Annotated in this window: 22 protein-coding genes; 1 reads left to right on the plus strand and 21 read right to left on the minus strand. The window is 42.9% G+C overall.

Annotation, left to right across the window (positions count from 1 at the left end; translation table 11 throughout):
* Positions 1-8: 8 nt before the first annotated feature.
* From yvcK to MHI58_RS16755, 14 genes are all read right to left on the minus strand, one after another.
* Entirely contained in the window at positions 9-968 is a 960-nt protein-coding gene (yvcK, locus tag MHI58_RS16690) for a YvcK family protein (RefSeq protein WP_008348128.1), read from the minus strand.
* A complete protein-coding gene (rapZ, locus tag MHI58_RS16695) occupies positions 969-1,856 on the minus strand; it encodes an RNase adapter RapZ (protein WP_024719879.1) in 888 nt (295 codons plus the stop codon).
* A gap of 39 nt (positions 1,857-1,895) precedes the next feature.
* Entirely contained in the window at positions 1,896-2,360 is a 465-nt protein-coding gene (locus MHI58_RS16700) for an 8-oxo-dGTP diphosphatase (RefSeq protein ID WP_008348133.1), read from the minus strand.
* A 357-nt stretch (positions 2,361-2,717) separates the two neighbouring features.
* Entirely contained in the window at positions 2,718-3,668 is a 951-nt protein-coding gene (trxB, locus tag MHI58_RS16705) for a thioredoxin-disulfide reductase (protein ID WP_024719880.1), read from the minus strand.
* A gap of 234 nt (positions 3,669-3,902) precedes the next feature.
* Entirely contained in the window at positions 3,903-5,276 is a 1,374-nt protein-coding gene (locus tag MHI58_RS16710; RefSeq protein ID WP_056408336.1) for an NlpC/P60 family protein, read from the minus strand.
* Between the two features lie 364 nt (positions 5,277-5,640).
* Complete coding sequence (locus MHI58_RS16715; RefSeq protein WP_024719882.1) at positions 5,641-7,101, minus strand: lipopolysaccharide assembly protein LapB; 1,461 nt, start codon at positions 7,099-7,101, stop codon at positions 5,641-5,643.
* 130 nt (positions 7,102-7,231) lie between these two features.
* Positions 7,232-7,861, minus strand: a complete 630-nt coding sequence (gene hisIE, locus MHI58_RS16720) for a bifunctional phosphoribosyl-AMP cyclohydrolase/phosphoribosyl-ATP diphosphatase HisIE (protein ID WP_045034002.1) — start codon at positions 7,859-7,861, stop codon at positions 7,232-7,234.
* On the minus strand, positions 7,858-8,616 hold the full coding sequence (gene hisF / locus MHI58_RS16725) for an imidazole glycerol phosphate synthase subunit HisF (RefSeq protein ID WP_045034001.1): 759 nt from the start codon (positions 8,614-8,616) through the stop codon (positions 7,858-7,860). The genes hisIE and hisF overlap by 4 nt, the downstream gene beginning before the upstream one ends.
* A complete protein-coding gene (gene hisA, locus MHI58_RS16730; protein ID WP_045034000.1) occupies positions 8,613-9,350 on the minus strand; it encodes a 1-(5-phosphoribosyl)-5-[(5-phosphoribosylamino)methylideneamino]imidazole-4-carboxamide isomerase in 738 nt (245 codons plus the stop codon). The genes hisF and hisA overlap by 4 nt, the downstream gene beginning before the upstream one ends.
* Positions 9,347-9,985: an imidazole glycerol phosphate synthase subunit HisH gene (gene hisH, locus MHI58_RS16735; RefSeq protein ID WP_045033999.1), complete on the minus strand. Its 639-nt coding sequence runs from the start codon at positions 9,983-9,985 to the stop codon at positions 9,347-9,349. The genes hisA and hisH overlap by 4 nt, the downstream gene beginning before the upstream one ends.
* Complete coding sequence (gene hisB / locus MHI58_RS16740) at positions 9,985-10,569, minus strand: imidazoleglycerol-phosphate dehydratase HisB (protein ID WP_045033998.1); 585 nt, start codon at positions 10,567-10,569, stop codon at positions 9,985-9,987. Before hisB ends, hisH begins: the two co-directional genes overlap by 1 nt.
* Entirely contained in the window at positions 10,566-11,855 is a 1,290-nt protein-coding gene (gene hisD / locus MHI58_RS16745; protein WP_368004346.1) for a histidinol dehydrogenase, read from the minus strand. Before hisD ends, hisB begins: the two co-directional genes overlap by 4 nt.
* Positions 11,852-12,499 carry an ATP phosphoribosyltransferase gene (gene hisG / locus MHI58_RS16750; protein ID WP_007500071.1) on the minus strand — a complete coding sequence of 216 codons (648 nt, stop codon included), beginning with the start codon at positions 12,497-12,499 and terminating at the stop codon, positions 11,852-11,854. The genes hisD and hisG overlap by 4 nt, the downstream gene beginning before the upstream one ends.
* A complete protein-coding gene (locus tag MHI58_RS16755) occupies positions 12,492-13,667 on the minus strand; it encodes an ATP phosphoribosyltransferase regulatory subunit (protein WP_017368113.1) in 1,176 nt (391 codons plus the stop codon). Before MHI58_RS16755 ends, hisG begins: the two co-directional genes overlap by 8 nt.
* A gap of 230 nt (positions 13,668-13,897) precedes the next feature.
* Here MHI58_RS16755 and MHI58_RS16760 point away from each other — a divergent pair, with 230 nt between their 5' ends.
* A complete protein-coding gene (locus MHI58_RS16760) occupies positions 13,898-14,689 on the plus strand; it encodes a C39 family peptidase (RefSeq protein ID WP_024719888.1) in 792 nt (263 codons plus the stop codon).
* A 31-nt stretch (positions 14,690-14,720) separates the two neighbouring features.
* Here the strand turns inward: MHI58_RS16760 and MHI58_RS16765 are convergent, their stop codons facing one another.
* The 7 genes from MHI58_RS16765 to hprK all read right to left on the minus strand — a co-directional run bounded on the left by MHI58_RS16765 (position 14,721) and on the right by hprK (position 19,846).
* Positions 14,721-15,362: an NAD(P)-dependent oxidoreductase gene (locus tag MHI58_RS16765; protein ID WP_045033996.1), complete on the minus strand. Its 642-nt coding sequence runs from the start codon at positions 15,360-15,362 to the stop codon at positions 14,721-14,723.
* An 87-nt stretch (positions 15,363-15,449) separates the two neighbouring features.
* Positions 15,450-15,878 carry an Rrf2 family transcriptional regulator gene (locus MHI58_RS16770; protein WP_024719891.1) on the minus strand — a complete coding sequence of 143 codons (429 nt, stop codon included), beginning with the start codon at positions 15,876-15,878 and terminating at the stop codon, positions 15,450-15,452.
* Positions 15,879-15,947: 69 nt separating this feature from the next.
* On the minus strand, positions 15,948-16,466 hold the full coding sequence (locus tag MHI58_RS16775; protein WP_024719892.1) for a DapH/DapD/GlmU-related protein: 519 nt from the start codon (positions 16,464-16,466) through the stop codon (positions 15,948-15,950).
* Position 16,467: 1 nt separating this feature from the next.
* Complete coding sequence (ppaX, locus tag MHI58_RS16780) at positions 16,468-17,118, minus strand: pyrophosphatase PpaX (RefSeq protein WP_007500058.1); 651 nt, start codon at positions 17,116-17,118, stop codon at positions 16,468-16,470.
* On the minus strand, positions 17,115-18,059 hold the full coding sequence (locus MHI58_RS16785) for a nucleoside recognition domain-containing protein (protein ID WP_045033995.1): 945 nt from the start codon (positions 18,057-18,059) through the stop codon (positions 17,115-17,117). Before MHI58_RS16785 ends, ppaX begins: the two co-directional genes overlap by 4 nt.
* An 18-nt stretch (positions 18,060-18,077) precedes the next feature.
* Positions 18,078-18,902, minus strand: coding sequence for a prolipoprotein diacylglyceryl transferase (gene lgt / locus MHI58_RS16790; RefSeq protein WP_035701537.1), 825 nt, complete (start codon positions 18,900-18,902; stop codon positions 18,078-18,080).
* Between the two features lie 11 nt (positions 18,903-18,913).
* Entirely contained in the window at positions 18,914-19,846 is a 933-nt protein-coding gene (gene hprK, locus MHI58_RS16795) for an HPr(Ser) kinase/phosphatase (RefSeq protein WP_003212943.1), read from the minus strand.
* Between the last annotated feature and the right edge of the window lie 172 nt (positions 19,847-20,018).

A 20,018-nucleotide genomic window follows, 5' to 3' on the forward strand; every position in this document is an offset into this window, starting at 1 on the left:
CCCCATTCCTATTTTTTCTGATGCAGCAAATCGACAAGCAGCGCAGCTACTTTCAACGTATCATGACGAATCACATGCTGGTCATATGTAATGATTTCCCCAGGGATGACTTCTAGTCCCATGGCTTTGAGTACATCTGTGTCGAATTGTACAGGCTGCGCCTGTTCTTCTGCATATTTTGCTTTGATTTCTTCTGGAATTTCTTTATTGTTCACAAATATCGTATCGATAAATGGTCGGTCCATATGATCGTTTAGTGCCTGCACATGATCAGCTGCACTGTAGGAAAGCGTTTCCCCCGGCTGCGTCATGACATTGCAAATATAGACTTTTTTCGCCTTAGAACGAATCACTTCTTCGCCAATATGCGGTACAAGCAAGTTTGGCAAGATACTTGTATACAAGCTGCCAGGTCCAAGGACGATCAAGTCGGCTTCACGAATGACTTGAATCGATTCTGGGAGCGGCTCAATCGTATCGGGTGTGAGGAACACTCGTTTAATTCGCTCACCATAGGTTGGGATTTTTGATTCTCCCGTTACCACTTGCCCGTTTTCTAATTCCGCATGAAGAACAACACTTGAATTCGCTGCTGGCAATACTTTTCCTCTCACATTTAAGACCTTGCTCATTTCTGTGACGGCATGAAAAAAATCACCGGTTATATTCGTCATAGCCGCAAGAATGAGATTGCCGAGAGAGTGGCCTGTTAAGTCATTCCCTTTATTAAAACGGTGCTGAAATAAATCTTCTACAAGCGGTTCGACATCAGAGAGTGCCGCAAGTACATTTCGAATATCGCCTGGAGGCGGAATATTCAAATCATGTCGCAGTCTGCCTGAGCTGCCTCCATCATCAGCTACCGTCACAATGGCGGTAATGTCCACTGGCTTTGTCTTTAATCCTCTAAGTAAAACAGATAAGCCAGTGCCTCCGCCAAGAATGACCACCTTTGGAAGTGTCGTCATCTATTTTCTGCTTCTCTTTTCAATGTCCCGGTGAGTGACATGAGTATAGTAGTCATTTTTAAAATACTCCGATAAGTAGTTCGCTAGCGTCACAGATCGGTGCTGTCCGCCTGTACAGCCAATGGCGATCACCAGCTGACTTTTCCCTTCTCGTTTATAGGACGGAAGCATAAAGCTGAGAAGGTCGATTAATTTCTCTGTGAACTTTTGCGTTTCACTCCACTTCATGACATAGGAACGTACTTCTTCATCGTTTCCAGTCTGTGGACGCATGCTCTCAATATAGTAAGGATTCGGCAGGAATCTCACATCAAATACAAGATCAGCATCAATCGGCAGACCGTATTTAAAACCGAATGACATCACATTCACTGTAAACACCTGCCCTTGGCTCGTGGCAAAGTGTGCGACAATTTTTTCTCGAAGCTGTTTGGGTTTTAAATCCGATGTATCAAAAATCATTTGAGCCCGGCCTTTTAACTCTTCTAACAGATCGCGTTCCATCTCAATTCCTTCGAGCGGCAAACCTGTTGTCGCAAGGGGATGAGAACGTCTCGTTTCTTTATATCTTGAGACAAGCACCTTATCGTTTGCATCTAAAAATAGAATCCTTGGTGTGATCCAGCCGATATCACTCATCTCATCTAAGGCAGCAATTAAGCTATCAAAGAATTCGCGTCCGCGCAAATCCATCACAAGGGCCACCTTGCTCATCTTTGAATTGGATTCCTTCATGAGCTCTAGAAACTTCGGTAAAAGTGATGGCGGTAAGTTATCCACACAAAAGTAACCTAAGTCTTCAAAGCTTTGGATGGCAACGGTTTTCCCCGCACCTGACATTCCTGTAATAATCACAAGCTGAATATCATCTTGTTTGTGCGTATTCATGCCTGCTCCCTCTCCTTCTTTATGAAAACGGTTCATTTATTAGTCTCCTTGAGGATCTAATCGATAAGCAATCAGCTCAAAATCTGGTGTATACGTAAAAGTGCCGTGGAGTAGTCCTTTCCCTTTCAACATGAAGTCAAGAATATGGGAATCTCCTGGAGCCATCGGCAAGCTGGGGACATCTTTTACATCATGCCATTTTAAAATGCCTTCCTCCGACTCTGATACGTTTTTTCCTGTAAAGGAATCTGCCATAAAGGTGAACATCATCCACTCTTGAACGATTTGATCGCCTTCTTTTATGATAAAGGTAAACACGCCTTTTAGCTGCGGATTTAAAATATAGATGCCTGTTTCTTCTCTAAATTCTCGAACGACTGAATCCTTGACCGATTCTCCGCTCTCCATTTTGCCGCCAGGTGCTACCCACCAGCCTCGTCTTGGCTTTTGCAGCAAGAGAACTTGATCTTCGTGATGCAGCACACAATTGGTTACTCGTTGCATCAGCTGTCACCTACTCTTTTATGTCTTTTTCTTATTATACAGGTTCATCATGACTCCCACAATGAACATGCCCGTTCTTCACTGAAAACAGACAGGTTTTCGTATGAATATGGTGACGGGCAGTTTCTCTATTCTTTATTTTACAACATCTAACGGTTCTCCATGCGTCATTTGTGAACATCTCGTGAATTTCTGATTTTAAGCAAAAAAAAGGACACGGATTCACATCCGTGCCAAACATGTATTCCTTATAAAAGGGGGTCAATTACTAGTTTCATCATAACGGATAATTGTTTCACCCGTGTTACATTCCAGTTAAAAGCCCGTGACGCAATATTAAGGATTTACGACAGCTGTTTATTTCATTGCTTTTAGCTTTTCAGCAAGCTCTTCTACATAATGCTGTGCACTCTGTGCTGCAATACTTCCATCACCTGTTGCTGTGACGATTTGACGAAGGGTTTTCTCACGAATGTCACCAGCTGCGAAGATTCCTTCAACTTTTGTTTCCATTCTTTCGTTCGTCTCAATGTAGCCCTCTGCATTTGTAATTCCAAGATTTTCAAATGGTTTAGACAGCGGCAGCATACCGATGTAGATAAAGACGCCATCTGTTTTGAAGTCTTCTTCCTCACCTGTCACGGTATCAATTAATGTCACACTGCCGACTTTCCCGTTCTCTTCATTGATTTCTTTGACGGTTTTGTTCCACATAAAGTCGATTTTTTCATTATCAAATGCACGTGCTTGTAAGATGCTTTGGGCACGCAGTTTGTCGCGTCTATGGACAATAGTGACTTTAGACGCAAAGCGAGTGAGGTAAACACCCTCTTCTACTGCTGAATCTCCTCCGCCAATCACGACAAGCTCTTTGTTTTTAAAGAAGGCTCCATCACATACCGCGCAGTATGATACGCCGCGGCCGCCAAGTTCTTTTTCGCCTGGTGCACCGATTTTTTTGTATTCAGCACCTGCCGCAATAATGACAGAGCGTCCTTTGTATTCTTTGGAACCAGCTTTGACGATTTTGTACTCTTCACCATCTACAATTTCTTTAATATCGCCATACGCATACTCGGCACCGAATTTCTTTGCATGCTCAAACATTTTATTTGAAAGTTCCGGCCCTAAGATGCTTTCAAAGCCCGGATAGTTCTCGACATCTTCCGTATTCGCCATTTGGCCGCCTGGAATTCCTCTTTCAATCATCAGTGTTGAAAGATTTCCCCGTGATGTATAAACAGCGGCTGTCATTCCGGCAGGACCCGCTCCAATGATGATCGTATCGTAGATTTTTTCTTCTGACACAACTGTCACTCCCTCTTCAATTGCTGCTAGCATTTCTTATTAGAATGCCCTTGGGTGATGCTTCCATTCATGACAGAGAGCATCATTTCCACTCTTAGCTTTTATTCCTTACCCATATCCTATTAAATCTGCGGATAATAAGCGAATCATTTGCTCATATCTTCAAAAAAAGAAAAAGCTTCCTTAAACTGCTGTTTAAGGAAGCCTGTTTACGGTTATATAGTGAGTAATGATTTATTCAACGACTCTTCTTACAACGCCTTTGAATGCTTTTTTCCAGTAAACGTTGCTCATAGAGTCAACTGAAACACCGCGAGAGCTGTTATCGTTCAAGAATGTACCGTTTCCTAAGTAAATACCAACGTGTCCATTTACTTTATACGTATCAAAGAACACAAGGTCTCCACGTTTCATGTCAGATGCACTTACAGCTCTTCCTTTACCTACAAGCGTATCTGTTGTTGTACCGCCAACTGGTCCAAGGTTGATGCCTGCTGATGCAAATGCCCAGCGAACGAATGAAGAACAGTCAAAACGACGTGCGTCAATATCGGCTTGTGATCTGCCGCCGCCCCATTTATATGGAGATTGTCCTACAATGGTAGAACCTGTGCTGATCGCACCTTCGATTCCGCCTACGTTATTGCTGACAGGTGATCCACCGCCAGAAGATGGCTTTTTGCTTGGTGAACTGCTGCTATTGTTATTTGAAGATCCACTGTTATTTGAAGAAGAACCGCTGTCGTTATTAGAGCTGTTGTCTTCAGCTTGAACACTAGCTTGACGCTGCTGTTGTCTTTGTGCTTTTTCTTCTTTTGCTTTTTGAGCAGCTTCTCTTGCTTCTTTTTCAGCTTGTTTTTGAGCAGCGATTGTTGCGTCTTTTTCAGATGCAATGCTGTTTGCCTCAGTGTTTAACTCGCTGATTTGAGAAGAAGCACTTCCTTTTTGCTTTTTCACTTGCTTGAATAGCTTGTCTTTCTCATCAAGCTGTTTATTTAAGTCTGTTTGAAGTGTTTCAAGCTTTGCAAGCGTCTTTTGAACATCTTCAAGCTTTGTATTTAATTCGTTTTCAGACTTTTGTAATTCCGCTTTGTCTCTTTCTTGTTCTTTAATGATTTCGCTGTCTGCGTTGATTAATGTAGATACAGCACCTGCACGGCTGATGAAATCGCTAAAGCTTTTTGCTCCTAGTAATACATCTATGTATTTCGTAGAACCACCGCTTTCTTGAAGCGCACGTACACGCTTTTTCAAGAATTCGTTTCTTTCTTCGATACGTTTTTCTGTATCAGCAATTTCTTTTTTCAGTGCTTTGATTTCTTTTTTTGTTTTTTCGTTTTCTTTTTGTTTTTCTTCGATTTGATCACTTGTTTTTAAAGCTTTTTCGTCAATTTCTTTTAGCTTTAGCGCAAGTGCCTCTTGTTTTGCCTCAAGCTTTGAAAGCTCTTCTTTTTTCTTTTGAAGATTCTTGTTTACCTCTGACTGCTTGCTGTCTAGTTCTTGTTTCTTTTGTTCAAAGTTCTGTGCATTTGCTTCATGAGTAAATGGAATAAATAAACCGCTCGCTCCAATCACCGAAGCTAAACCGAAAGTAATAAACTTTTTCACGTATAGTTCCTCCTTTGACAATTTCCCAAGCGACATGAGAAAGCAGCAAATTCTCTGCGACCAATCTGTGCTTCCTGTGTCTTTCTTCCTGATGATTCAGTCAGATGTTGACCAGATTGTTTCTATCACTAGGTGTTGCATTATGTATAGTAAAATATTTAAATATATGTCTTTGTTTTAATCCACGATTTTCATTATACATGACACATCGACAAAATGAGCTAATATTTTTATTACATTTATGTTTCAAATAGATGTCGAGATTGTCATACTTCGCCAAATCCTAGCAAATCCCACCTCTTTATCCAAGAAAAAAGCATGACCTTTTCGGCCATGCTGTTGTTATCTGAATCTATTTACCTATTCAAACCATGAACGCACAAATAATATTCTCATATTTTGACAGCGTTTGAACGCTGATCTGAAAAGAAGCTGCGATCTCTTTTTTGCTGACAGCTGATTCTTCTTGTTCATTCATCCATAGATAATAAGAAGCTGCTGCCCATGCAATGGCATTTTTCTTCTCCACGCCTGAAGCGCGTGCTTGCTGAATAATATGGAATAACCAAAAATATGGCATGTGGCTATCAGGCTGCACCGCTTCTTCCAAAGCAGATGCCGCCTGTTTTGCGAAGACCGCATCTTCTGAAAACGATCGTTCTTCCATTTGATCTTCAAATAAAAGTAACTCAATAAACTGCTGTTCAAAGGCCGTTTTCGCAGCGCGGGAATCAAGAACAGATTGCAAGACGTCACGTTCACCTTTTTGTTTGCTGACATAGTAGGCAGTGAGTCGTTCCTCAATTGAAACCATTGGCTCAGACTCCTCTGGTTTATCTTGCCACGGCTTGATTTCATCTGCATCAATATCTTCTTCCACCATCTTATCCCAGACGGTTTGCGCCAGCGTTTTGTGGCCCGTATAATAGGCTGCACTTGCCAGCCAGTATAAAAACGTACTATCACCTTGGAAACCAGTTTTATACAAAGAATAAAGCCATTTAAATGCCCATTCAAATTCTCCAACAAGGGCAAATGTTGCGCCAAGCTTATAACGCTGTTCACTTAATATTGGATACACGTGCGTTAATTGCTTCGCTAACAGATTGACCTTTTCTTCTTCTTTTTCATAATGATAGAAAACAAGCTGATTACAAAGGGCATGCAGATTACCGGGATTTTCATGAAGGACCCGGTTCAACATTTCTTTTGCCTGATCGATTTGGCCAGAATAAAAATAGGCCAAAGCGAGATTATTATACGCTGACCAAAACTCTGGATACTCAACAATCATCTGTTCCAGCATCTCGATTGCTTCATCCAGCCTGCCGCTTTCTAGCAAATGGTTGGCTTGATCCTGCTTTACAATCAGATCATCCTGATCATAAGGGAAATCTTCATCAACATCGTCACTCATATCAAGCAGATCGAGGAGATCGTCATTTTCATCTGCAAATTCCCCGTCTTCTTCCAGCGCAGCATAAGCAGTGGCGCATCTATATGCCTCTTGAAATAAACCGAGATTCGCATAATTATTGGCTTTAAAGTAGTGACACTCTGACATATTCTCATCCAAGTGTTCAAGGATAAAATCAAGCAGTTCATTTGATTGTTGGTAATGACCCATTTCAGTATAAATAATGGCAAGCTGCGACAGCATTTCTACATTTTCAGGCTCAAGTACGATGGCCCGCTGTATCAGCTTACTTGCCCTAGACAGATTTCTTTCTCTATATGCTTTTAGACCTTTATGAAAAAAGTAATGCCCATCTTGGAATAGCTGGACGACTTGTGTGTGATTATTTTGAGAAGTGTATTTACTCACCGATACCCTCCATTTCGAACAGTGTACCGTGTGTAGTATAACATACTTCATGAGTCGTCACATAGAACAAAAGGAAAGGAAGGATTTGTTTTTCATTTAAAAGCAAAAAGCCGGGGGTACCCCCAGCTTTTCATTCCCCTTGATGGCGCTTTTTCAATACCTTTAATACATCATCAAGAGGCAGCTGCTGTTCACGTAATAACACAAGAAGGTGATACAGGAGATCTGCTGTTTCCCATTTCAATTCTTCTTGATCACGGTTCTTCGCTGCGATGATCACTTCAGAAGCTTCTTCCCCTACCTTTTTCAGGATTTTGTCGACTCCTTTTTCAAAAAGATAGGTCGTATAAGCTCCTTCTGGCATTTCCAACTGCCGTTTCGCAATGACCTGTTCCAGTTCATTTAAAATGGCAAAGCGGTCTTGTTCTCCCCTTTGCTGTTTCACGCCATCTTCTGAAAAACAGCTATAGCTGCCTGTATGGCAGGCTGGGCCGCTTGGTGTCACTAGAACAAGCAGGGCATCTTGATCACAGTCATAGCGAATAGATGTAACACGCTGGGTGTGTCCAGATGTAGCTCCTTTGTGCCAAAGCTCATTTCTTGATCTGCTAAAAAACCATGTTTCCCCTGTCTCTAATGTTTTTTCATAGGATTCTTGATTCATATACGCCAAAGTAAGAACTTCCTTGCTTTGAGCATCCTGTACAATGGCAGGAATGAGACCTGCATCATTAAAGGTTAATTCGTTTGCCTGTTTCATCGTACCTTCACCCCGTGTTCTTTCAAATATGTCTTCACTTCTTGAATGGAGGTTTCTTTATAATGGAAAATAGAGGCTGCGAGTGCGGCATCAGCTTCACCTTTTGTAAAAGCCTCCAGCATATGCTGCGCATTGCCAGCACCTCCTGAAGCAATAACTGGCACTGTGACTGCTTCTGATACAAGCCTCGTCAAACGATGCTCAAAGCCCGTTTTCTCTCCATCGGCATCCATGCTAGTCAGCAAGATCTCGCCTGCTCCTCTTCGCACGACTTCTTTCGCCCAGTCACTCACTTCTAAATCCGTTTGACGGCGTCCTCCGTGCGTATAGACCATGTATGCTTGTTTCTCTTCATCGTATTTCGCGTCAATCGCAACAACTATGCACTGTGAACCAAAAAAGTCGGCTCCTTCTGTTATTAGCTCCGGTCTTAAAACAGCCGCTGTGTTCACAGACACCTTGTCTGCCCCCGCTCTTAATATACGCTTCATATCATCAAGGTGGTTAATCCCGCCGCCCACCGTGAATGGGATAGCGAGAGTGGATGCAACTTGTTTCACCACATCCACCATTGTTTTACGGCCTTCATGAGAGGCAGATATATCAAGAAAGACGAGTTCATCCGCACCTTCCTCGTCATAGATCTGCGCTAATTCGACCGGATCACCAGCATCCTTCAACCCTAGAAATTGGATCCCTTTGACCACACGCCCTTCCTTTACATCAAGACATGGAATGATTCGTTTTGTCATCATATGCTGTCAAGCCCTTCAAACGCTTCTGCTAAAGTAAATTGCTTTGTGTACAGCGCCTTGCCAATGATTGCACCAGACACACCTGTCTGCTTTTGTGCTGATAGCTTTTGCAGATCACCTACTGCACTGACACCACCTGAGGCAATGACTTGTTTGCCAGTTGCTTCTGCTAATCGAACCGTACTTTCCACATTTGGACCAGACAGCATGCCATCCATTTGAATATCCGTGAAAATGAAGACCTCTGCGCCTTCCTTTGCCAGTTCCTTACCGAGTTCCTCCGCCTTCACTTCTGACGTTTCAAGCCACCCTTCAGTCGATACAAAACCGTTTCGTGCATCAATGCCAATGGCGATTTTCTCTCCATATTGCGCCAACATTTTTTTCACAAAAACCGGGTTTGACACCGCTGAACTGCCAAGAATGACTCTCGATACGCCATTGTTTAAATAGAATGCAACATCTTCTTCTGTCCGAATGCCGCCGCCAATTTGGACATTCACATCTAATGAGGAAGCAATCGCCAGCACATGCTCGTGATTCACGCGTTTTCCTGCTTTTGCGCCATCTAAATCAACAAGATGTATCCATTTCGCTCCTTCATTTGCAAACCGTCTCGCCATGTCTAACGGTGAATCTCCATAAATGGTTTCTTGGTCATAGTCTCCTTGCACAAGTCGTACACATTTGCCATTTCTCATATCAATTGCTGGATATAATGTAAATTCACTCATTTGCTCACCCTCTGTTCGTTTGCTAATTGAATAAACTGTTTCAGCAGTGCCATTCCTGTTGTACTGCTTTTTTCAGGGTGAAACTGCGTGCCAAACACATTCCCCTTCCCAACAACGGCAGGTACTTGAACGCCATAGGGCGCACTTGCCAATAGGTCTTCTGGATTCATGCCGCTCACATAATAAGAGTGAACAAAGTATGCAAATCCTTCCGGCACACCGTCAAATAATGGTGACGGCTGATGAAATGTGAGCTCATTCCAGCCCATATGAGGCACCTTCAGCCTTTGTCTATCCTGATCACGATCCTTCAAAAGAACGACACGTCCTTTTAAAAGGCCTAACCCTTTTGTTTTACCTGCTTCTTCACTTTCTTCAAACAACAACTGCATGCCAAGGCAAATGCCAAATAACAGCTTTCCTTCCTGCACGACTTGGTGGATAAACGCCTCAAGTCCTGTCTCTCTTAACAGCTGCATCGCATCACGAAACGAACCGACGCCTGGCAAAATATACGCATCTGCCTTTTTCAGCTCCTCTACTTCAGAAGACACGATATAAGACGCTCCTGCTCGTTCCAGTGCTTTTGATACGCTAAACAAATTTCCCATTCCATAGTCAATGACGCCAATCATTAGAGCATCCCCTTTGTCGACGGAATCCCTTTCACACGCGGATCAATGGTTGTTGCTTCATCTAAGGCGCGTGCCATCGCTTTAAAAATGGCTTCAATCATATGGTGGGTATTGGTTCCATAGTGAACGATCACATGAAGATTGATTCGTGCTTCAAGGGCAAATTTCCAAAGAAACTCATGAACCAGCTCCGTATCAAAGGTGCCGACCTTCTGACTCGGGAAATCAGCTCTCATTTCCAAATGAGGACGATTGCTTAAATCAACGACGACTTGGGCAAGTGTTTCATCCATTGGAACAAAACTAGAGCCGTAGCGCTTAATTCCTTTTTTATCCCCGAGCGCTTCTTTAAACATCTGTCCAAGCACGATGCCAATATCTTCTGTTGTGTGGTGATCATCGACATCTGTGTCTCCTTTTGCATTTACAGATAAGTTAAAGTGCCCATGCTTTGTGAATAAGTCGAGCATATGCGTCATAAAAGGGACATCTGTTTGAATATCTGCTTTTCCTTCACCATCAATCTCTAGCGCTAACGAAATGTTCGTTTCATTTGTCTGTCTCGCTGTTTCCGCCTGTCTCATTCTGATTCCTCCCGCTTTCTCGCTTCAATCGATCTTGCATGTGCTTCAAGCCCTTCTAATCTTGCAAAAGCCGCAATGCTTTCGCTATGTGTTTCAAAAGCTTCTTTGCTATATGAAATGATGCTCGTTTTCTTTTGGAAATCCGTGACGCCAAGCGGACTGGAGAATCTTGCTGTCCCGTTTGTTGGCAGCACATGGTTCGGTCCTGCGAAGTAATCCCCTACCGGCTCTGGGCTGTAACGCCCTAAGAAAATCGCTCCAGCATGCTTGATTTGACCAAGTAGTGATTCTGGATACGCCGTCAGCACTTCTAAATGCTCTGGGGCTAACTGGTTCACGATATCAACTGCACGATCCAAGGATTCTGTCACGTAAATATGGCCATAGTCTTGAATAGATTGTGCTGCGATTGATTTCCTTGGCAAAGTGTCCAGCTGCGCTTGCACCTCTGCTTGCACTGCTTCAGCCAATCCTTTAGATGGTGTCACCAAAATACTAGATGCCAATGCATCATGCTCTGCCTGTGAAAGCAAATCAGCTGCCACCTCATGTGCGGTTGCCGTTTCATCTGCTAAAACAGCAATTTCACTTGGGCCCGCAATCATATCAATGTCTACTTGACCAAATACTTCCCGTTTGGCAAGTGCTACATAAATGTTTCCTGGACCGGTGATTTTATCAACAGGATGGATACTGTCCGTTCCATATGCAAGAGCAGCTATCGCCTGAGCACCACCCATTTTGTACATTTCTGAAATGCCCAGCTCCTTCGCTGCTACTAGTACAGCGTCAGACAGACGACCGTCTTTTCCTGGCGGTGTCACAAGAACAATTCGCTCAACGCCGGCTACAAGTGCCGGGATCACATTCATTAAAACAGATGATGGATAGGCGGCCGTTCCGCCTGGGACATATACACCGACCGCATCGAGCGGTGTTACTTTCTGACCTAGCATTGAGCCGTCCTTTTGGTGATAAAACCAAGAGGAGGTTAGCTGACGCTCGTGGTATGTTCGAATATTCCGGATCGCCGTTTGGATGATTTTGATCATCTCCGGGTCCAAACGTTCGTAGGCTTTTGTCTTTTCATCCTCCGTCACAAGTGGCTGTTCAATAGAGACACCGTCAAATTGCTTCGTGAAAGACCGTACGGCTTCGTCACCATTTTTTCTCACTTCTTCGATAATCCGCTGAACAGCCAGTCGCTGCTCTTCCGTTCCTGTATCTAGAGAACGCTTGAGTGAGAGAGTGTCTGTCTCACCTTCTTGTATGTAGGTGATGTTCATGATGTTTCCTCCCCTTCTCCTTCGATGATTCTTGCCAGACGCTGCGCCATTTCATCGATTACCGCATCCTTCATTCGATAACTCACAGGATTGACAATAAAACGTGACGTAATGTCACAAATATGTTCCGTTTCGACAAGCCCATTTTCCTTAAGTGTTTGACCGGTGGAGACAATGTCAACAATTCGATCGGCAAGTCCGATGAGCGGTGCTAATTCAATGGAACCATTTAGCTTAATGATCTCCACCTGCTCACCTTGTTCTCTAAAATAAGAAGAAGCGACATTTGGGTACTTTGTGGCCACACGCGGCGCGACACCGCCCCAGCTGGCTCCCGGCAAGCCCGCTACAGCTAAATGACATTTGCTAATGTTTAAATCGAGCACTTCGTACACATCCCGTGCTTCTTCAAGCATGACGTCTTTCCCTGCAATGCCCACATCTGCTACACCGTGCTCTACATATGTCGTCACATCCATTGGCTTCGCTAAAATAAAGCGGAGATTTTCTTCCGGTACATCAATGATTAATTTTCTTGAATCTTCGAATTCCTCCGGCAGCTGATATCCAGCCTGTCTTAATAGCCCTGCTGCTTCTTCAAATATCCGCCCCTTTGGCATTGCCATTGTCAACACTTTACCCATTTTGCTCTTCCTTTCTAGCGCCGATAAAATAAGTCACTTGCTCAAATGCTTTGGTCATGGCATCGATATTTTCAATACCTGCTAAGTCTTGGAGAACAATCCTTTTGCCCTTTGTCCGCTCTTTTTCTGCAAAATCAAATGCTTCAAGCCGCTGTTCTTTACTAAAAATCACAGCCTCTTGGGGCTCATTTATTTCTTTTGCGTCGAGCGCCTCAAGAAGACGGTCTAATCGAAGTCCGAAGCCTGTAGCGGGTGCGGGTGCATCAAAGTGAGCAAGCAATTGATCATACCTTCCTCCACTTCCGATCACAGACCCAACATGATCTGCAAATACTTCAAACAAAATCCCCGTATAGTAGCTCATATGACTGACCATGCTTAAATCCAAACGGATATATTCTGTACAGCCGTAATCTTCAAGTGTCTCCCACAGCGCCTTTAACTCCGCCAGCACTTCTTTGCCCTCTTGTGACACCACAATTTCTTCAGCCTGCTGGGTCACTTCTTGACCGCCGCGCAGCTCTAAAAGCTGGAGCAGCCTTGTTTTATCGATGGATGAGAGCGGCAATTGTTTGACATGCTGCCTGTATCCCACATAATTCTTTTCATATAAAAATCGGCGCAATACGTTCGCCCGCTCTGTATTTCCTAGTACATCTAAAAACAAGGTCTCAGCCAAAGCCACATGCCCGATCGCAATTTTGAAGGATTGAAGTCCAGCATTTTTTAATGCAAACACGACAAGCGCTATGACTTCAGCATCTGCACTAATCGAACCATCACCGATCAATTCAATACCGACCTGCTCAAATTCAGAAGGTCTTCCCCCTTCTCTTTCCTGTGCCCGAAACACGTTGGCTGCATAACCGACTCGAAGCGGATACGCCTGTTCGTGAAGCTTTGAAGCCGCCACTCTCGCAATTGGTCCCGTCATATCAGGTCTAAGCACAAGGGTTTGACCATTTTGATCAAGAAGCTTAAACAGCTGCGTATCTGTAATCGCCGATTGAACACCGACTGTATCGTAAAATTCAAGCGTTGGCGTTTCCATTAAACGATAACCCCAACCATTCATGACCTCTGTTAAAGAATGCCTAACTCTTTTCTTCGTCTCATACAATCCTGGTAATGAATCTCGCATACCATATGGTTTTTCAAACATGAACATGTTCCGCACCTCCAACACATTAAAACAAAAAATTCCGAATCCTTTAGTTCGCTAATATGATAATATGCTAACAAAATAAAGCGATTAAATCAATCATTTTTATTTTCCCCTTTTTTTCCTTAATCATTTGTTCATATATTACATTAAAATGACACCTAATCCTTTTTGATCTCTTTGCTTTAGGAACATGCTATAATACTTAAAAATATTGAATAACACAGGAGATTACAGTGAAATTCATCCAGACATTAATCTTAACTTTGTTGTGCGCATGTCTTGTTTATTTCGGCTTTATTTACATTTCACAATTCGACCAAGTCAAGAAAACAACGTCACCGCAAGAAGCCAAAGAAAAAGAAAATGATACCGCACTAGCAGCAGAAGAAACACGTTCTACGAAAAAAACAGAAACAACACATTCTAGTTTAAAAGGAAATAAAAAAGCCATGGACGTCATCCTCTTTAATCAAATGGATGCACCAAAGCTTTATAACGGATGCGAAGTCACGAGCTTAGCCATGCTTCTTCATTACAGCGGCTATGAGCATATAACGAAAAACGCATTGGCAAACGAGATTAAGCGTGTCCCGCTCAATTATGAGAATGGCTTAAAAGGAGACCCTCATGACGGGTTTGTAGGCGATATGGAGAATGGGCCAGGTCTTGGTGTGTACCACGAACCCATTTATCAGCTTGCGAAAAAATATGTAGGTAATCAAGCCGTTGACTTAACCGGCAAGCCAGTCAAAAAGGCCATCTATCAATCACTTGAAAAAGGTTATCCTGTCTGGGTCATTACCACTTCGACCTTTGCCAAAACAGATAACATTGAAACATGGAATACACCAAATGGGAAAATAGATATCAGCTTTAATATGCACAGCGTGGTCATCACTGGCTACGACAAAGATCACGTCTACTTAAATAACCCTTACGGAGAGAAGAATCAAAAAGTCGATCGTGAACAGTTTGAGGATTCTTGGAAACAGATGGGCAGCCAGGCGATTATCATTAAAGCATAAAACCCCGCTAAATAGCGGGGTTTTTATTTTCTTATTCTGCTTCAGAAACCACAGTAAAACGTTCTCCAACATGAGCAGCTTGTTCTATCTCATCGACAAGCGCAACGGCGTAGTCAGCATAACTCACATAGCTGTCACCCTTCGAATTAACGATAAGATGGTCTTTACCTTTCACATAAGCACCTGTACGTTTGCCTGCTGGATTAAAGAAGGCTGCTGGACTTAAAAATGTCCATTTTAATCCTTCGGTCTTTTGAAGATCTATTAAATTTTCTCCTTGGTGTGAAGCAGTAGCAAAGTATTCCTTTGGAAACTCTGGTGTGTCCATCAGTCTAGTTGTTTTAGCCTCATCTACAAATAAACTTCCAGCACCTCCCACAACGATTAAACGCGTTTCTGGTGTCTCTTTCAAGAGATGAATGAGTTTTTTCCCTGCTTCTACATGAAGGTGCTCTTGTCCTGCTGGTGCACCAAATGCGTTTACGATCACATCAAAACCTTTGACGTCTCCTGCCTCTAAGTGAAAAACATCCTTTTCTAAAACAGCTGCTGATGAATTGGTCACTTTTTGTGCATCTCGAACGATGGCCGTTACTTCGTGCCCTCTCGATTGAGCTTCTTTTAAAATGTGTTGTCCTGCTTTACCTGTTGCGCCAATGATTCCAATGTTCATGTAAATTCCTCCTACAATATATTGTTATTTTGATCATTTAAGATGTAACCACGATAGTTACAACAGAGGTAAAAAAAATTGAATAGATCATCCAATTTTTTTGATTAAAACCTGCGTTAGTTCACTTAATTTGATCTCAGCAAGCACTTGCTCCATCGCACTTTGAGCACGGCACAAAATTAATTCTAATACAGCTTGAATATTTGCACCGATCGGACAGTCAGGGTTTGGGCTTTCATGAATTTGAAACAACTCTCCCTCATCCACAACTTCAACCGCTTTATACACATCGAGCAGTGTCATGTCATCTTCACTGCGATTCAATTGAGAACCGCCTTTGCCAAGACTCGTTGAGATTAGGCCTGCTTTTTTGAGCTTACTCATGATACGGCGAATCACCACTGGATTTGTATTGACACTTCCTGCGATATCCTCCGATGTCTGTAAAGAACCTTTTTCAAGTGATAGCAAGGCCAGAATATGGACAGCGACAGTAAATCTGCTGCTGATTTTCATGTTTTCTCACCTCTGTTGTAATCATTATAGTTACACCAAGTTAGAATGTCAACAAAAAAGTCTGCCGAGCTACTCAGCAGACGAAGATTGACGTGCTTCCATTTCCTCTTTCGTATAAATCATCCGCATTGGATTTCCTCCAACAAAGGAGCCTGCCGGAACATCTTTGTTCACAAGAGTTCCCGCCGATACAATCGCACCATCACCAATTGTCACTCCAGGTAGAATCGTTGAATTTGCTCCGATTAACACTTCATCACCAATATAGACTTCCCCAAGCCTATACTCTTTAATCAAATACTCATGGGACAAAATGGTCGTGTTATAGCCAATCACACTATTTCGACCGACAGTGATTTTCTCAGGAAACATGAGATCGACCATCACCATTAAAGCAAACGCCGTATCCTCCCCGACTTTCATTCGAAGGAAGGTGCGATAAATCCAATTTTTCATTCCCATAAAAGGCGTATACCTTGCCATTTGAATAAAGATAAAGTTTTTCACAACCTTGAGAAAGGGGACCGTTCGATAGACTTGTCTAAGCGAATTGACCCCTTTGACAGGATAACGATCTGTTTTTCTCAACTTAATCAGCTCCAACAATCGCCAAGAGATCACTCATTTTCTGCAGCATATAATCTGGGCGATGCTTTAACAGGGCTTCTTCTCCCTTAATAGACCAAGCAACACCTGCTGTTTTCGTCCCTGCCGCTTGACCAGATAAAATGTCGTGATAATTATCACCAACCATGATCGCCTCATGCGGATCACTGCCGAGCTTGGATAATGCCAGTTGAACTGGTTCTGGATGCGGCTTTTCATTTTGTACATCATCAAGTGTGACAATGACCTCAAAAAATGGCTCCAATCCAGTCAGCTTTAATCCCATTAAGACAGTATCACGGATTTTTGTTGTCACAATTCCGAGCTTAAATCCCTGATCCTGAAGAATTTTCAACGTATCTAACACCGTCTCATACTCCGTCACAAGCAGGTCATGCTGTTCATGATTAAACGTTCGATACATCTGGATCATGTCATCTGTCAGATTCGGATCCATTGCAGAGAATGTATCAAATAATGATGGACCAATGAAATGAAGGATATCCTCACGGCTGTATTGACCAGGGTAATAATGATCAAGCGTATGCTGAAATGAAGCAATAATTAATTCATTTGTATTGATTAATGTGCCATCTAAATCAAATAGCACTGTGTTAATAGTTGATTGGTTCATATAGCTTCCTTTCTAACAGCTGCATGTTCCCGCCTCCGCCAAATATAGCTTATGGCAGCTGTCAATAAAATAGCAGAAATAAGGCGAATAAGAAGAAGCGGCCAGACTGGAATACCTAAAGGAATGAAAATGAGTGTATCTTCGACCACCGCATGACACGCCACAAGGAAAATGAAAGCAAGCGTTAAATCCTTTTTGCTGACACCGTCCTCTTCCACTGCCTTCATCATGACGCCTGCCCCGTAGGCAAGACCAATGGTCAAACCAGCCACCATCGTCATAGACGTATTTTCTTTCATTCCAAGCATTCTCGTAAAAGGAGACAGCCACTTAGACAGCGTATGGAGCCACCCTAAGTCTCTCATGAATTGAATGATGATCATGAGAGGAATGACAATACAAGCCAGCTGCAGCACACCAAGAACAGCTTTCTGTAAAGCAAGAAGTACGATCATATGCCAGCTAGAAGGCACATCGGCCGACTGAGCAGCTGTCAGCAAACCATATTGCGCCGGCTCCTCGCCTCCCTGCCAAACGAGGTGAATGACAATTGCTGACACGACGGCAAGACTGATTCTGACTAGCAAAATGACAGACACCCGCAGCCCAACCTTCGCCGCCACTGTTGATTCGATGATCAAGTTGTGACAAAAAGAGAGCATGACCGCTAAAATGAACACTTCCTTCACAGGCAGCTCTAATGTCAAGATGGCTGCAATACCCGCATACAAGTTCAGCATATTTCCTAAAACAAGCGGAATGGCCGCTTCCCCTGAAAGACCAAACAGGCCCATAAATGGACGGATGAATTGTATAATCCAATCCATCACAGGTGTATGCTGCAAGATACTAACGAGAATGGTAACCGGAAAAATGACTTTTCCAAGTGTCCAAGTTGTCGATAACCCTGCTTTCAAGCCGTTTTTCCATGTCTCCCCCATCTCTTATCCCCCTTGCTCTTAATTTGATGAGTTGTTCTCTTTATACGGTATAGATGCATATCCCTTGATTCTTCTAAACACAATCAGCAAAACAGCCACTGCAAATATGGCAATTGAAATCATCTGTGCAATTCGAAGGTGCTCAGTCAGCATTAAGCTGTCTGTTCTCATTCCTTCAATGAAGAAACGACCGATTGAATACCAGATTAAATAAGACAAGAACATTTCGCCTCGACGCAATGATGTTCTACGTAATAAGATTAATATCAAAACGCCTGCGATATTCCATAATGATTCATATAAGAACGTAGGGTGATAGTAGGTCCCGTCAATGTACATCTGATTAATAATAAACTCAGGCAGGTGCAAATTTTCTAAAAAGGCTCTTGAAACAGCCTCACCATGCGCTTCCTGATTAATAAAGTTCCCCCAGCGCCCGATGGCTTGCCCTAGTAAAATACTAGGCGCTGCGACATCGGCGATTTTCCAAAAGGACACCTTTCTCACTTTAGTAAAGACAATCGCTGTCAGCACGGCCCCTATCAGTCCACCATGTATGGCAATTCCGCCATTCCAAATCTTGATGATTTCATTTGGGTGCTGCTGATAATAATCCCATTCAAAGGATACATAATAAATTCGTGCACAAATAATGGCGATAGGAATGGCAAATAAGATGAGATCAATAAACATATCTTTATTGATGCCTCTTTTTTCACACTCCCTTAATGCGAGCCAGAGTCCAAGCAGGGCTCCGACCCCAATAATCACACCATACCAATGAACCGAAATAGGTCCGAGCTGAAAAGCAATCGGATCAATTGGTTGAATTGCCTCATTCATATAGACAGCTCCTATTCATCCTGGCCATTGTCTTCAATGACATCGGCAAGTTTACTTGTAAATTGTTCCGCTGCATTATGTCCCATTCGTTTCAATCTGAAGTTCATTGCAGCTACCTCGATGATGACCGCTAAATTTCGTCCCGGACGTACAGGGATGGTCAGCTTTGGTACATCTGTATCGATGATCCGCATTTTTTCTTCCTCAAGTCCTAAACGGTCATACTGTTTGCCTTGTTCCCAAAGCTCAAGGTTCATAACAATCGTAATTCTCTTATAGCTTCTGACAGCGCCCGCTCCAAATAAGGTCATCACATTAATAATGCCTAATCCACGGATTTCTAGAAGGTGCTCAATCAGCTCTGGTGCGCTTCCAACTAACGTATCCTGATCCTCTTGCCTGATTTCCACGCAATCGTCTGCAACCAGCCTGTGGCCTCTCTTCACTAATTCTAAAGCCGTTTCACTTTTACCTACGCCACTTTTTCCAATTAACAGCACACCTACACCATATACATCTACGAGTACGCCATGAATCGCAGTCGTTGGTGCAAGCTTGCTTTCTAAGAAGTTCGTTAATCGACTCGAAAGTCTTGTCGTTTTTAAGCTTGAGCGTAAAACCGGCACTCCATTTTCGTTTGAAGCTTCGATCAATTCCTTTGGCACTTCACGATCTCGTGACAAAATGATGGCAGGGGTAATATCTGTACAAAGAGACATCATTCTCTGCTTTCGTTCGCGTTCTGGGAGCTGTTCAAAAAAAGAAAGCTCTGTCTTCCCTAAAAGTTGAACTCTTTCTTTTGGGTAATATGTAAAATATCCAGCCATTTCAATACCTGGTCTGGAAAGATCACTGATTGTAATGGGACGATTAATCCCTTCTTCCCCACTTACCAGTTCAAGATGAAATTGTTCCATTATGTCCTTCGTACGAACTTTCGGCACGCTTCTTCCTCCTTTTATCGCAGGCGTTTCAGAAATACAGCTCTATTTTATCACTTTCAATGATGAACCCAAAATAGTATTTTATCCTGATCCTGTTTCATCACATTTACTGGTATAGACAACTATACTTAAAAAAGGTAAACTGAATCTAACGACGAGAATAAGGGGGCAC

This window comes from Bacillus sp. FSL K6-2869, from assembly GCF_040869405.1.
GTDB lineage: Bacteria > Bacillota > Bacilli > Bacillales > Bacillaceae > Bacillus > Bacillus altitudinis.

Coding starts and splice junctions, on each gene's coding strand:
- yvcK (WP_008348128.1), bottom strand. CDS start 968: ATGACGACACTTCCAAAGGTGGTCATTCTTGGCGGAGGCACTGGCTTA.
- hisA (WP_045034000.1), bottom strand. CDS start 9,350: ATGAGTGAATTTACATTATATCCAGCAATTGATATGAGAAATGGCAAA.
- lgt (WP_035701537.1), bottom strand. CDS start 18,902: ATGAATGAGGCAATTCAACCAATTGATCCGATTGCTTTTCAGCTCGGA.
- hisIE (WP_045034002.1), bottom strand. CDS start 7,861: ATGAAACAGGCAAACGAATTAACCTTTAATGATGCAGGTCTCATTCCT.
- MHI58_RS16765 (WP_045033996.1), bottom strand. CDS start 15,362: ATGAACATTGGAATCATTGGCGCAACAGGTAAAGCAGGACAACACATT.
- MHI58_RS16770 (WP_024719891.1), bottom strand. CDS start 15,878: ATGAAAATCAGCAGCAGATTTACTGTCGCTGTCCATATTCTGGCCTTG.
- rapZ (WP_024719879.1), bottom strand. CDS start 1,856: ATGAATACGCACAAACAAGATGATATTCAGCTTGTGATTATTACAGGA.
- hisF (WP_045034001.1), bottom strand. CDS start 8,616: ATGATGACAAAACGAATCATTCCATGTCTTGATGTAAAGGAAGGGCGT.
- hisG (WP_007500071.1), bottom strand. CDS start 12,499: ATGGGTAAAGTGTTGACAATGGCAATGCCAAAGGGGCGGATATTTGAA.
- MHI58_RS16785 (WP_045033995.1), bottom strand. CDS start 18,059: ATGGGGGAGACATGGAAAAACGGCTTGAAAGCAGGGTTATCGACAACT.
- ppaX (WP_007500058.1), bottom strand. CDS start 17,118: ATGAACCAATCAACTATTAACACAGTGCTATTTGATTTAGATGGCACA.
- hisH (WP_045033999.1), bottom strand. CDS start 9,985: ATGATTGGCGTCATTGACTATGGAATGGGAAATTTGTTTAGCGTATCA.
- hisD (WP_368004346.1), bottom strand. CDS start 11,855: ATGAACATCACCTACATACAAGAAGGTGAGACAGACACTCTCTCACTC.
- MHI58_RS16755 (WP_017368113.1), bottom strand. CDS start 13,667: ATGTTCATGTTTGAAAAACCATATGGTATGCGAGATTCATTACCAGGA.
- hisB (WP_045033998.1), bottom strand. CDS start 10,569: ATGAGACAGGCGGAAACAGCGAGACAGACAAATGAAACGAACATTTCG.
- MHI58_RS16700 (WP_008348133.1), bottom strand. CDS start 2,360: ATGCAACGAGTAACCAATTGTGTGCTGCATCACGAAGATCAAGTTCTC.